13 protein-coding genes are annotated in these 13,496 nt (G+C 58.1%); 6 read left to right on the forward strand and 7 right to left on the reverse strand.

What is annotated here, in order from left to right; genetic code table 11:
• Positions 1-104: 104 nt before the first annotated feature.
• From Q0915_RS21720 to typA, 5 genes are all read right to left on the reverse strand, one after another.
• Positions 105-749: a hypothetical protein gene (locus Q0915_RS21720; RefSeq protein ID WP_299478685.1), complete on the reverse strand. Its 645-nt coding sequence runs from the start codon at positions 747-749 to the stop codon at positions 105-107.
• Positions 746-1,696, reverse strand: a complete 951-nt coding sequence (locus Q0915_RS21725) for a hypothetical protein (RefSeq protein ID WP_299478687.1) — start codon at positions 1,694-1,696, stop codon at positions 746-748. The genes Q0915_RS21720 and Q0915_RS21725 overlap by 4 nt, the downstream gene beginning before the upstream one ends.
• A 489-nt stretch (positions 1,697-2,185) precedes the next feature.
• Positions 2,186-3,361, reverse strand: coding sequence for an amidohydrolase (locus Q0915_RS21730; RefSeq protein ID WP_299478689.1), 1,176 nt, complete (start codon positions 3,359-3,361; stop codon positions 2,186-2,188).
• A 100-nt stretch (positions 3,362-3,461) separates the two neighbouring features.
• The gene (locus tag Q0915_RS21735; protein WP_299478691.1) at positions 3,462-4,361 is read right to left on the reverse strand and encodes an AraC family transcriptional regulator; all 900 of its coding nucleotides are present in this window, start codon (positions 4,359-4,361) and stop codon (positions 3,462-3,464) included.
• 219 nt (positions 4,362-4,580) lie between these two features.
• Entirely contained in the window at positions 4,581-6,404 is a 1,824-nt protein-coding gene (typA, locus tag Q0915_RS21740) for a translational GTPase TypA (RefSeq protein WP_299478693.1), read from the reverse strand.
• A gap of 234 nt (positions 6,405-6,638) precedes the next feature.
• Between typA and Q0915_RS21745 the strand changes: the two genes are divergently transcribed.
• From Q0915_RS21745 to folK, 4 genes are all read left to right on the forward strand, one after another.
• Entirely contained in the window at positions 6,639-7,100 is a 462-nt protein-coding gene (locus tag Q0915_RS21745) for a MarR family winged helix-turn-helix transcriptional regulator (protein WP_299478696.1), read from the forward strand.
• A complete protein-coding gene (locus Q0915_RS21750) occupies positions 7,097-8,308 on the forward strand; it encodes a multidrug effflux MFS transporter (RefSeq protein ID WP_299478699.1) in 1,212 nt (403 codons plus the stop codon). The genes Q0915_RS21745 and Q0915_RS21750 overlap by 4 nt, the downstream gene beginning before the upstream one ends.
• A gap of 93 nt (positions 8,309-8,401) precedes the next feature.
• On the forward strand, positions 8,402-9,220 hold the full coding sequence (gene folP, locus Q0915_RS21755) for a dihydropteroate synthase (protein WP_299478701.1): 819 nt from the start codon (positions 8,402-8,404) through the stop codon (positions 9,218-9,220).
• A gap of 1 nt (position 9,221) precedes the next feature.
• Positions 9,222-9,743: a 2-amino-4-hydroxy-6-hydroxymethyldihydropteridine diphosphokinase gene (folK, locus tag Q0915_RS21760; protein WP_299478704.1), complete on the forward strand. Its 522-nt coding sequence runs from the start codon at positions 9,222-9,224 to the stop codon at positions 9,741-9,743.
• A gap of 22 nt (positions 9,744-9,765) precedes the next feature.
• On the opposite strand, the gene Q0915_RS21765 is transcribed toward folK, so the two are convergent.
• Positions 9,766-10,437 (reverse strand): hypothetical protein, encoded by a 672-nt coding sequence (locus Q0915_RS21765; RefSeq protein ID WP_299478707.1) that lies wholly within the window; start codon positions 10,435-10,437, stop codon positions 9,766-9,768.
• 29 nt (positions 10,438-10,466) lie between these two features.
• Positions 10,467-11,687 carry an argininosuccinate synthase gene (locus Q0915_RS21770; RefSeq protein ID WP_299478710.1) on the reverse strand — a complete coding sequence of 407 codons (1,221 nt, stop codon included), beginning with the start codon at positions 11,685-11,687 and terminating at the stop codon, positions 10,467-10,469.
• Between the two features lie 250 nt (positions 11,688-11,937).
• Between Q0915_RS21770 and Q0915_RS21775 the strand changes: the two genes are divergently transcribed.
• Together Q0915_RS21775 and Q0915_RS21780 are read left to right on the forward strand one after the other, a co-directional pair.
• Positions 11,938-12,333 (forward strand): DUF3302 domain-containing protein, encoded by a 396-nt coding sequence (locus tag Q0915_RS21775; RefSeq protein WP_299478713.1) that lies wholly within the window; start codon positions 11,938-11,940, stop codon positions 12,331-12,333.
• Complete coding sequence (locus Q0915_RS21780) at positions 12,330-13,481, forward strand: efflux RND transporter periplasmic adaptor subunit (RefSeq protein ID WP_299478716.1); 1,152 nt, start codon at positions 12,330-12,332, stop codon at positions 13,479-13,481. The genes Q0915_RS21775 and Q0915_RS21780 overlap by 4 nt, the downstream gene beginning before the upstream one ends.
• Positions 13,482-13,496: the final 15 nt, after the last annotated feature.

Consider the following 13,496-nt stretch of genomic DNA (forward strand, 5'->3'; position numbering starts at 1 on the left):
GCCATACGCTCCTCTGTAGGACGCAGAGGAGTTTGGTGACAATGGACGCTGGACATTGATCCGGCTGGATTAGGCAGGGTCAGCGGTTAACAACGCCGAGATGCTTAACCGCGCATTCGCGAGCGGAAAATTTCTTCCTCTAGTATCTCGATTGCCAAATCAGCTTCCCGGGATGCCTGTTCAAGAGCGGCATGAAGATCACGCGACACTTCTTCGTCACGGGGACACACACCGGCGACGTCGCCATCGACTCCTGGACGAAGTGTCCAGGTGACGCCGGATATCGCCAACGTTGCCGAGCACCAATCGTCCGACATCAAGGCGTGAAGTTGTTTGCTTGTTATTTCAATTGGCGTGCCATCAGGAGGCATACCGATGATAACCTGCCCCTGATACCACCAAGGTGCCTCTGGGTCGTCAAAGGCGTTTCTGACCATTCGCGGATCGCGGGTTATAATGCGTTGCGGTGTGGTCCGGCGATGAAGACGGGAACGCAAACGGTCAATCAATCCATTTGCTGAAATGGAGTCAGCGCCTTTCGTTCCAGCGTTACGTGTCCCGCCAAGAAAGGTAACCGCGGAATTACTTGTAAGGGCTTCCGCCAAAACCGACTTCACGGTTTCAGGGACACCTGCTTCGCGCGAGGGGAAACCGCTCCACCCGATCAAAAAGCCTCCGGGTTGCCAGGATCCGAGTTGCCAGATTTCGCTGCGTGGATGAGAGCCGATAAGTAACCTTCTCTCATTCATGGCACAATCCGGTCCAGCTGGGTGAAAATGGTCCCTTCGGCCCAGTCATAAACAACTTCTCCGACGCGCTCACCGCCATAATAACCGCCGATACCGCCGACAATACAGCCCGCTACACCACCCGCTGCGGTGCCCAAACCGGGTTGTATGGCTGTTCCGCCGGCAGCGCCGAGGTATCCGACACTCTTGCAACCGGCTGCTGCCAATGCCCAAGCCGTGACCTTTGCTGTCGCGGTGCGCAGCGGATTGCTCGATTGAACCACGTGAACCACATCTATCGCGGCACCGAGAACGACCAGTGCGCGGCCTGCGTATCGGAAATATTTTGCGCCTTTGTAGATTATCTGACCGGCTTTCCCGACGGTGGTGTGATCCGCGATGCCAAACTTGGCGTGTGTGCCCTTTTGGTTCCAGTGATAGTCGACGGTACCTGTAGTCTTGTTAAAGCCGTAGTCGAGACGCAGCGTCTTGTTGCCCTTCATGTTTTGAATGAAGAGCGTCGAGGTTGACTTGCCTTTGAAATTTCGAGGGAAAAACTCGATCGCCAGATTCCCGCTGCCGGGAACCGGAATGCGCACGACGCTTGGCAAACCTGCGCCCAGGGGGATTGCGCCCGACATTGGTACTTCAACGGCATCTATTGCATCGAGGACACTGTCGCCAACCGGCGCCAGCCAACTCAACGGAATTGGAGGATGTTCGACGCAGATCCGGGACGCAGGCTCCATGGCGGCCCAGGCGTTTTGGTCCAGGATGCCGTTGGGATTCGGCAGCGCATTTGCGGTTTCCCAATCATAGACGGCGTCAGCAAAGACATCGAGCGAGGGGGACGTTCCTCCCAGCCCAAGGACAGTCAGCACCGCACCAAGCCTCTGCCCCCAAGGCGGAGAGGTATTGCGAGCAAAAAAGGGATTTAGGCTCCGCGCATCATCATAATCAACAGACATACCGCGGCTCCCAAGCTTACAATACCGTTACTGTTCAATACGTTATGTGAATACTGACGAGTAATTCCAAATATAGAGAGCAATCTGAAACAACCAGTGAAAAGGCGAACGGGTCCCGCCGATACAGAAAACATGACTGTCAGCATTTGAACAGGCACGGCTGTTCTTCCGAGCGACAGATCGCACCCGATTTTTTCTAACGGTAAAGTTGTGATCGTCAAGTACCTTGCTCCACAGACCACGATGCCAGGTGCAAAGGGCTCGAACCCGGCCGGTAATACAAGCGGGACAAAAGAAAGCTTCGGCTCTCAACTCGATCGGCCGGTTGATTTTGTGCCTGTGAACTCGCGACTGATTGAAGGCCGTGATCTGCGCTCAAGTCTTTCAACAAAGACAAAATGCAGACCTGCTCCTCAACCTAAGGAGAATTCTCTGCGAGCTTGTCATCAGCGGTGCCTCAACGCGCCGTGATACCTTCTTTCAACGTCGCTAAGACCCTTTGGGCAGAGCCGTTTCCGCCAAAGCCAGCCACATGCGGACACCAACAGGAAAGAGGTTATTGTTGAATACAAATTGATCGCCGTGAAGCCCGGCTCTCCCGCCGACCTCGCCTGCGCCAAGCCAAATGTAAGCGCCACCCCCAACCGCATTAAGAAGATAGGAGAAATCCTCGCATCCCAGGGAAGGGGGCTCATCCGTGATCACAAGCTCATTTGACAGGAAACTGTCGGCAGCACGTTTCACGATGGCAGCGCCTTCGAAAGAATTGACCACAGCGGGATATCCCTTGCGGTAGTCCAGTTTGTATCCGATCCCGCTTGCCTGCGCGATTCCTTCGGCGATCCGCATGATCTGCGCTTCAACATGATCAGACAGTGCCGGATCGAAGTAACGCGCCGTGCCTTGGACCTCCATATCCGCTGGAACGATATTGTTGATCCGTCCACCGTGAAGCTGTGTGAAGGAAAGAACCAAGGCTGTCCGGGGATTGACCGTGCGGCTGACAATGCGTTGTGCGGACGTGACAAACTCGGCCGCTGCCACCAGCGGATCGTCTCCAAGCTCCGGCATAGCCGCGTGCGCGCCCGTCCCCTTGAATGTGAGAGTAAAATCATCAACGCCCGCCATGATTGGCCCTTCGGTGACAATCACAGCACCTTCTTTCACACCGGGCCAACTGTGTTGAGAGAAGACGCTTTCAGCCGGAAAGCGATCAAGCAATCCATCTGCCACCATCTTTTTCCCACCGCCGTGAACTTCTTCGGCAGGCTGGAACACGAAATAGACCGTTCCATCAAAATTCGGGTTTTCGCTTAGAAGCTTTGCAGCTCCGAGCAGCATCGCAGTGTGGGCGTCGTGGCCACAAGCGTGCATCGCGCCATCGACATGAGAGCTGTGGGGAAGGCCTGTGGCTTCGGTCACTGGAAGTGCGTCCAACTCGGCACGGAACATGATGCACCGGTCACTGTTGCCTGCAGTCAAGACGCCGACAACGGCGGTCTCTGACACGTCGCGATGCACATGGAGACCGAAACTCTCGAGCTTTCCTGCGACGAAGTCGGCAGTTTCCGTTTCCCGGAATCCCAGCTCAGGATTGCGATGGATGTGTTGCTGCCATTCGATGACATCCGGCAAGACAGCATCTACAAAATCATTCGGGGTCATCCCGCCACCTCTCTCGATATCGGAACAGGCGAAGCGCTCCATTCCGTTTCGAAAGGTGAGGTAATGCGGACCCGGGGAGCAGGTCTTGTACGAAGTTGCTCTAAGCTGCGCGGACTGCCTGGTAGTTCCCGGGCGTGAAGCCGTAGGCACGCAAGAAATGACGCGTCAGATGGCTTTGGTCCGTAAAACCTGCGGCGGTAGAAGCCATTGCCAGCGGTTCACCGGCATCGATCAGGTTTTTGGCGTGGCGCAACCGGCAGTCCAGAAGAAAGGCGTGCGGCGAGATACCTTTGGCGCGGGTGAAGGACCTCACCAGATGCCATTGAGACCATCCAACCTGTGCTGCTACCCCCGCCAAAGAGATACCGTCCACGGCATGCGCACGCAGTATCTCCTCGATCATCCCAATGCGTTTGGCGTCCTGACGATCGTAGCATTCAGTCGGCCTGGTCTCTGAATGACGGTCCACCAGATCAAAAAGGATATCCGGCCACAAAAGCTGTGTGCTGCTCGGGTTTGACCTCGTTTCAGCTGCAATGTGGAAGTCAGCAATCCGTGACGCAAGTTCAGGATCATGAACGACAGAGTGGCGGAAACGCGGGGGGATGGCCGAATGTGCCACGCTCATGAAATGGTCTTCGCGCGGATAGATCACGCGATAAGCCCACCCCAGTTCTGTTGCCGCTTCTCCGTCGTGTTGCGATTGAGGATTTACCAGGATTATATCGCCCGCTCTGGCGGTGTGAACTTCTCCTCGGCAGAAGAACGCTTCCGCGCCATCGGTAACCACGCCAACAACATAACCGACATGGCTGTGACGGCGGTATTTGTGCTTCCGAAATCGGGCCGCGAAAAGTTCCAGGTCGGAGATTTCGGGATCAGTCCAAAAGCATTTGTTGGGACGGCCTTGCTTTATACCTTGTTCCTTTATGGTGAGGGGTTCGCGGTCGGTCACTGTCCAGTTTCTCTGCCAAGCTGATTTTTCACTGCATCGTGGCATCGGTCAACATTGGCTTACGCGGGCAGCCAGCTGCGCCGGTCACCAGTGGCAGACGCTTGTCGGCTATGCCCCCAAACCGCTCTGGCCGGTTCAGGCAATCACCCGGCTATCGTCAGTTGCCAGAGTGCGTCCGGCGAAGATACCTGCGCCGCACACAAGCCAAGAACACAAAAGCCCGGGACGCTGCCCGGGCTCTAGGTTGTCTTAGCGAAACAAGCCTTATGCGCTTTGCTTGTTGGCAGCGCGTTCGGCACGTTTGCGCTCGTGCGGGTCGAGGACCGCCTTGCGCAGACGGATCGAGGACGGAGTGACCTCGACGAGCTCGTCGTCGGAGATATAGGAGAGCGCTGCTTCCAGCGTCAGTTTCATCGGCGTTGTCAGCTTGACGGCGTCGTCCTTGCCGGCAGACCGGATGTTGGTGAGCTGCTTACCCTTGAGGACATTGACCTCAAGGTCGTTGCCGCGGGTATGTTCGCCGACGATCATGCCCGGATAAACCTTGGTGCCCGGGTCGATCATCATCGGGCCGCGATCTTCCAGGTTGAACAGCGCATAGGCAACGGCCTCGCCGGTTCCGTTGGACAGAAGAACGCCGGTGTGGCGGCCCTGGATCGGGCCCTTGTAAGGCTCGTAGCCGTGGAAGATGCGGTTGAAAATGGCTGTACCGCGCGTGTCGGACAGAAGCTCGGCCTGATAGCCGATCAGACCGCGGGTCGGTGCATTGAACACCAGCCGGGTGCGACCGCCTCCGGACGGTTTCATTTCAAGCAGATCGGCCTTGCGTTCCTGCAGTTTCTGGACCACGACGCCGGAGTGTTCGTCATCAACGTCGATGATGACTTCCTCGATCGGTTCCTGACGATTGCCGGCTTCGTCGAACTGATAAACCACGCGCGGTCTGCCGACGCCGAGCTCAAATCCTTCGCGGCGCATATTTTCGATCAGGATGGCCAGCAGCAATTCACCGCGCCCGGAAACGATAAAGGCGTCCGGCTCGTCCGTGTCTTCCACCTTCAGGGCAACGTTGCCCTCGGCTTCCTTCATCAGGCGTTCGCGGATGACGCGCGACTGGACCTTCGAGCCTTCGGTGCCGGCCAGCGGGCTGTCGTTGACGCGGAACGTCATTGAGAGTGTCGGCGGGTCGATCGGCTGTGCCTGAAGCGGATCGGTTACTGCGGGCGCACACAATGTGTCGGCGACCGTTGCCTTGGCCATGCCGGCGATCGCGACAATGTCGCCCGCCTCGCCCTGTTCGATCGGCTGACGTTCCAGGCCGCGGAAGGCAAGGATCTTGGAAACGCGCCCTGATTCCACCTGACTGCCGTCACGTGCCAGTGCCCTGATCGGCATGTTCGGAACGGCGGTGCCGGAAACGATACGGCCCGTGAGGATACGTCCGAGGAAGGGATCGGATTCAATCGTGGTGGCGAGCATGCGGAATTCGCCCGGGTCCGCTTCAGGCGGCGCAACCTTGTCCAGCACCATGTCAAATAGCGGATCCATGTTGTCCTGGGGCCCGTCGGTCTCCTGGGCCATCCATTCCTGTTTCGCGGAGCCGTAGAGAACCGGGAAGTCCAGCTGTTCCTCGTTGGCGTCCAGCGCAGCGAACAGATCGAACACTTCGTCCAGGACTTCGTCCGCACGCTGCTCGGGCTTGTCGATCTTGTTGATGGCGACAATCGGTTTCAGGCCGAGTTTCAGGGCCTTGCCGAGCACGAATTTCGTTTGCGGCATCGGACCCTCGGCTGCGTCGACCAGAAGGATGACGCCATCGACCATGTGCAGGATACGCTCGACCTCACCGCCGAAATCGGCGTGACCCGGTGTGTCGACGATGTTGATGCGCGTGTCCTTCCAGACGAGGGAGGTTACCTTCGCCAGGATTGTGATGCCGCGTTCGCGTTCGATGTCATTGGAATCCATCATCCGCTCTTCCGTGCGCTGGTTGTCGCGGAATGCGCCGGATTGTTTCAGCAGGACGTCGATGAGCGTTGTTTTACCATGGTCAACGTGCGCGATGATTGCGATATTGCGAAGATTCATGCGTGGCTCCAAAAGACAGAACGGGCCCGATTGGGACCCGCTTCCTGTCTGGAATTGTAAAATAAGGGATCGGCGCACTCGCCGAATTTGGCGCCTTTATACGTGGACTGCGGCAATTGTGCAATGCGGGGGCGTGCGGATCTGTCTCGCAAGGCCCGGGCGTCGACTTTCGGTCCATTGACATGTCCGCTTTCAAACCCTAATTCGTAAGGGAACCTTACTAAAAGGCCGCTCATGAACATTGCCTATCCGAATGTCAGCGTAACAATGCTGGTCGTCGATCTTGCGCGCCTGCTGCGAAGACGATTTGAAGCAGCGCTGACCGACGTGGAAACCGGGCTCACCGTCGGTGAAGCACGCACGCTGTTTTATGTCTGGCGCAACCCTGGCCACCGCCAGGCCATGCTCGCGGATATCATGTTCGTCGAACCCATGACGCTCGTCGGGTATCTGGACTCGCTGGAAGGGGCTGGGCTGATCAAAAGATGTCCGGATCCGAAGGACAAGCGTGCGAAGCTGGTTGAACTGACGCCGGAAGCCGATCCGCTCCTGGAACGTATCGGCACGGCTCTGCAGAGCGTTCGGGCCAAGGCGCTCGAAGATATTCCCGAAAAAGACCGGACCGTTCTGGAAACGCTGCTTCAGAACATGAAGGACAATCTGATCTCCGAGGAAGGTGCCGGCAAACGCAAATGACCTCCGATAACGGCATCATGAGCGCGCGGCGCACGTCGCTGCTTGGCGCGGGACTGGTCGCCATCGGACCTATTTCGATGGCGCTCTATACCCCTGCCATGCCGACGCTCGTCGAGGTGTTTGGAACGACGGATGCCGCTGTCAAGCTGACGCTGACCGCCTACTTTGCCGGATTTGCCGTCGCGCAGCTCATCTGCGGTCCTTTTTCCGATGCCTTCGGCCGCAAGCCGGTCACCCTGGCATTCTTGAGCCTCTACCTGCTTTCGAGCATTCTCGCGACCTTTGCGCCGACCGTGGAATTTATGGTCGTGGCCAGGACGCTTCAGGGCATTGGAGCGGCGGTCGGAATTTCCGTCTCCCGCGCTATCGTGCGCGACCAATTCACCGGTCAGGCATCTGCACACATCATGAATGCGATTGCGATGATGCTTGCCTTGGGGCCGGCTATATCGCCGACAATCGGCGGGTTCGTTCTGGAGCTCTTCGGCTGGCGTGAAGTGTTCTGGTGCATGGTCATCTATGGGCTTGTACTGATGATTGCGGTTGCCTGTTTCCAGGTGGAAACCAATCCGAACCCGGGCGGACATCACCTCAATCCGGGACGGCTTGTTGCCAACTACCTGACGCTGCTGAAGGATCCGCGCTTTCTCGCGCCGAGTGTTCTGATCGGCTGCGGACTTGGCGGGCTCTACGCGCTTGCAACCGTGCTGCCTTTTGTCCTGATTTACGAGGTGGGGCTGACACCGTCGCAATTCGGTCTCGCCATGATCATTCAGTCGGGCTCGTTTATCGTTGGAACTATTGTCACGGGGCGGCTGCTCAAAATCTTTGAAGCGCGCAAACTGGTCCCGGTCGGTATGGCTTTGTGGATCGTGTCGTCGTCCCTCATGTGCATCTTGACACTGACTCAGGTGCCATCAGTCACAACTGTCATGGGACCTGTTGCGCTGTTCGTCTTTGGCCTTGCCTTTGTGCTGCCGGCAAGTTTCACAGACTCCATGGCTCCCTTTCCCCAAATTGCAGGGGCGGCCTCGGCCATGACCGGCTTCATGCAATTCGGGGGCGGTATTGCCGGGAGCCTGATTGTCGCAGCGCTGGGCGATCCGCTTATCGGGCTGGCCACGGTGCTGCCCATGATGCCGATCATCGGCACGCTTATCTACCTGGTTCTCAAGAGCAGGGCGGCTCGGCCGGCCGCTGCCGAATAGGCCACCGTTTTCGATCTCCAACCCGGCGCTCAGCGCTTGACCCCGTGCAAGTGAACGGGCATCTGTCGGTGACGACGAGAAAGGGATCACCGAATGGCGAAAGCCGCTGCCTATACCCTGCCGACAAGCCGTGCTCACGTCATGGGTATCTTGAATGTGACGCCAGATTCGTTTTCCGATGGGGGCCGGCACAATGAAGCCGAAGCTGCCCTGGCACATGCAAAGGCAATGATCGCGCAAAGGGCCGATATTCTCGATATCGGCGCCGAAAGCACGCGGCCGGGCTCGGCGCAGATTGCCCTGGAGGATGAATGGACGCGGCTCGCGCCAATACTGGAACCCGTCTGCGATCTCGGAATTCCTGTCTCCATCGACACCTACAAGGCGGAAATCGCCCGGCGGGCCTGCCAGGCAGGTGCCGTAATCGTCAACGACGTGTGGGGTCTGCAGCGCGATCCGGATATGGCAGAGACGGTTGCCGAAGCCGGTGTTCACGTTGTGATGATGCACAACCGGGAGAAGGCCGACGCCAGCATCGATATTCTCAGCGATATCGACCGCTTCTTTGAAAAATCGCTCCGGCTTGCAGAGTCCGCTGGAATTGCAAAGGAAAAGCAGGTTCTTGACCCCGGCTTCGGCTTCGGAAAGACCGTAGACCAGAATTTCGTCATCTTGAACAGGTTCGAGCAGCTCAAGAAACAGGGATTTCCAATCCTGGCCGGCGCTTCCCGCAAGCGCATGATCGGTGCGGTGCTGAATGTGGAGACCGATGGCCGTCTCTACGGCTCACTTGCCGTTCATATGACGGCGCTGCTCAAGGGCGCGGACATCGTGCGGGCGCATGATGTCGGTCCACATGCCGATTGCGTGCGTATGCTGGAAGCAACTTCTCTGGAACGGACCCCCGCCTGACATGACACTTTCTCACCAGACACCCGACGCTCCGACCCGTTGCGCGCTCGGGCTCGGCTCAAATCTGGGCGATCCGAAAGCCAATCTCGACAAGGCCGTTCGGCTATTGGAACAGACTGACGGCATTACCCTGGTCGCCAGGTCGTCTGACTACCGGACACCGCCGTGGGGTCCGGTGCCGCAAGGCGACTACATCAATATTTGCGTGGTCATCGACACCATGCTCAGCCCGCGAGACCTTCTGAAGCGATGTCTCGATGTCGAAATCGAACTCGGCCGCGTGAGAGATGTTCGTTGGGGACCGCGCGTCATTGATGTCGATGTTCTTATCTACGGCGTTCGCGAAATCCGTGAGGAGACGCTTGAGATTCCGCATCCCCGCATGGGGGATCGAGCTTTCGTTTTGATCCCTCTGGCCGAGATCTGGCCGGACGCTCCGTTGGGTGACGGCCGGACTGCCGCTGATGCGCTCAAGACCTGTCCGGATCAGGAAGGCGTCGTGAAGCTTGAACCCGTGGGCTAGGTTGGTGAGCGATAAAGCGGCTTCAGCGCGCTAAACCGACAAAACTTTCCATATGAAATCTGGCGGTGTCCGGGTGCGGCTTGTGGCTGCTGCCGAATGGGCAGGCATGGCGGGCGAGGCAACCGGACCAACACTTCATATCGCTGCCGGTTTCAAGGTGCGCCTTGCAGGCCGGGACGTTGTATCCGGTCTCAACCGAGATCGCATTGACCGGACAGGCGCTCAGGCAGGGTTTGTCGAGGCAGGTTTCGCACGGACCAGCTGTGGTGTTTTGGTCGAGGCCCGCGATCGGCTGTGAAGACAGAAATGCGGCCCGAAAGCCGGTCCAGGGTCCGAAATCCTGATGGGCCAGTACGCCGAGCGGACTTTGAGAGAATCCGCCGCATTTCAGCGCCCATTGCTGGAAGGGATAATAAGGAGGCCCTTCGAAGGGAAACAGCGGTGCACAGCCGTGGCTGGCCGCGATCCGGGAAAGTTCGCGCTTGGTGTACCGGTCCAACGGATGGGGATTGCCGTCCGAGAATTCATCGCTGTTGCTGAACGCGGGCCATAAAGAAGGGCCGGTGCTGCCGATCAACAGGAGCACCTTGGTCGTCTTCCCTGCTCCGAGATCGGGCAGGTTGTCCGCGGTGTCCGGTTCAAAGGCGCCCAATGCCAAAAAACCGGCGGCTGAAAGATCTTCCCTCAGTGTCATTGCCGCCGATCCCGTTATGTGGTTGAGCTTCAGCCTATCCGGTCACGCTTGGCAAGCGTGCGCAGGCGGAGCGCATTCAGCTTGATGAAGCCTGCAGCGTCTTTCTGATCGTAAGCGCCCTGGTCGTCCTCAAACGTCACCAGTTCCTCGGAGTAAAGCGAATAGGGCGACGAGCGGCCAACCAGAATGACGTTCCCCTTATAGAGTTTCAGACGAACGGAGCCGGTGACGTGCTCCTGGCTCTTGTCGATCAGGGCCTGCAGCATTTCGCGCTCGGGAGAGAACCAGAAGCCGTTATAGATCAGCTCCGCGTAGCGAGGCATCAGCTCGTCCTTGAGGTGCGCAGCACCGCGATCAAGCGTGAGCGACTCCATGGCCCGGTGAGCGGTCAACAGGATTGTGCCTCCCGGGGTCTCGTAAATGCCGCGGCTCTTCATGCCGACGAACCGGTTTTCGACCATGTCGAGGCGGCCGATGCCATTGTCACGGCCATAGTCGTTCAGCTTCGCAAAGAGCGTCGCCGCCGACATTTTTTCGCCGTTGATGGAAACCGCGTCACCTTTTTCAAAGCCTATTTCGATTTCTGTGACAACGTCCGGAGCCTCGGTCGGGTCGACAGTCCGCTGGAAGACGTAGTTGGGTGCTTCCTCCGCCGGATCTTCGAGTACTTTGCCTTCCGAAGAAGAGTGCAGCATGTTCGCGTCTACGGAGAACGGGGCTTCGCCGCGCTTGTCTTTGGGAACCGGGATCTGATGCTTTTCGGCAAAATCGAGAAGATCGGTCCGGGACTTGAAGGACCAGTCGCGCCAGGGCGCGATTACCTTGATGTCCGGGTTGAGGGCGTAAGCGGACAATTCGAACCGAACCTGATCGTTGCCCTTGCCCGTTGCGCCATGCGCGACCGCGTCGGCCCCGGTTTCTTCGGCAATTTCGATGAGACGCTTGGAGATCAGCGGGCGCGCGATGGATGTGCCCAGCAGATAGACACCCTCATAGACCGTGTTGGCGCGGAACATCGGGAACACGAAATCGCTGATGAACTCCTCGCGCAGGTCATCGACATAGATTTCCTTGATGCCGAGCATCTCGGCTTTCTTGCGCGCCGGCTCCAGCTCTTCACCCTGGCCGAGATCGGCGGTGAAGGTGACGACTTCGCAGTCGAATTCGGTCTGCAACCATTTCAAAATGATGGAAGTGTCGAGGCCGCCGGAATAGGCCAGCACGACTTTTTTGATGTCACCATGCGCCATCTTGGGGAAAGTCCAGTTCGAAGTTTTCGGCGGATTGACCGCGCTGTTGAAAATTTGCGGCAATTTAGCCGGTTCGCGACGCGGCGCAAGCCCTTCTGTTCGGCCAATTGGTCGCTGAACCTGTTGCTTTCGCGCGACAGGTGGTGATCAGCCTGCGAAGACTTGCCACTTGCAATTGACCCCCCACCGGTCGAGGGTGATAACAAGAAGAATACAGGCGGACTGGTCCTGTGCCGGCCTGGGAGGCGAAATGGATCTGATCGATTTCAAACTCGACTACTACGACTACGCGACCTTTCTGATCCTGCTTCTGGTCGTCATCGCTTTCTTTTACGCCATGGTCACACTCGGCGGGTTGCCCGGGAAACTTGCCGAGAAGCGCAAGCATCCGCATGCCGAATCCGTCAAGCTCGGTGGCTGGATCGGGCTCTTCACGGTGTTTCCCTGGATCCACGCGCTCATCTGGGCCTATCACGACAGCCTGACCATCGACATTCGCAGGTTGCCAAAGGATATGCGCGACAAGCTTGACGAAGATCACGATGGCGAGGAAGCGACGCAGCCGGGTGCGATCCAGACGACAGTGTCGGAAATCGAAGCTGCAGACGTGCCGCCACAGGCTCCCAAAACCGGACCTGCCTCATGACGATTGCGCTTCTGATTCTGGCGTTTTACGCCCTCTTCATGTGGCTGGTTTTCTACAAGTTCAGGCTCTTGAAATTCAATATTGCCTGGGGCGTCGTCAGCTTCTGGGTGGGTTTTCATGTCCTGTTCCTGCTGATTGTCTTTTTGCGGTTCTACACCCCCTACACAATCGACGGTCACGTGATCCGGCAGACGATCCAGATTGCACCGCGGCTGCCGCATCCGACTCTCCTCCAGGAAGTCTATGTCTCGCAAAACCAGAAGGTGAAAAAGGGCGACAGGCTCTATCAGTTCGATCCGACGCTCTATGCGGCGCAGCTGGCAGAAGCGGAGGCAAATCTCGCCGATGCGCAGCAGAACGCCCTCATTCTGGACGAGAATGTCGTGCTTGCGCAGGATTCGCTCAATCAGGCGCGCGCGAACGAGCAATTCGCCAACGAACAGGTCAACCGCTACTCCAATCTGGTGCCGCGCGGCGGGGCCAAGCAGGAAACGCTGGACCAGTGGAACGCGCAACTCGCCGGTGCGGAAGCGCAGGTCGCAGAGGCCGAGGCTAACGTGAAGAAGGCGCAACTGGCCGTCGATGCCAAGATCGATGGCGTCAATGCGCAGGTTGCCGCCGCGCAGGCCCAGGTGGAGCAGGCGCAGTATTATCTAGACCAGACCGTCATTTATGCGCCCGCAGACGGTGTGATCATCAGCCAGCAGGCGCGGCCGGGACTGGTCGTCGGCGGGTTTCGGGTCGGGTCGATTGCAGCCTTTGTCGCTGATGAAGATCCTTATTTCCTGGCGACGTTCTATCAGGAACATCTGAAATTCGTTGAGCCGGGTCAGCCTGTCGAAGTGGCACTCGATATCTATCCGGGCCAGATCTTCACCGGCAAGGTGCGCGCGATCTGGGACGGAACCGGGCAGGGCCAGATCATTCCGCGTGGGCGCGTTCCGGAGTTTCTTTTCATGAGCCCGCAAGGACGCTTTGCCGTTGAAATCGTTCTGGACGACGATCCGGCCCTGAAGCGCTACCCGGCCGGCGCCCATGGAGCGGCAGCGATCTATACCGGTGCCGGGGGCAACTGGGTTGCCGTCCTTCGGCGTGTGAACATGCGCCTTTATTCCTGGGTCAACTTCATCATTCCGTTTGATGTTTAATGTAGGCGGGGCGGG

The organism is uncultured Roseibium sp., from assembly GCF_947494555.1.
Taxonomy (GTDB): Bacteria; Pseudomonadota; Alphaproteobacteria; order Rhizobiales; family Stappiaceae; genus Roseibium.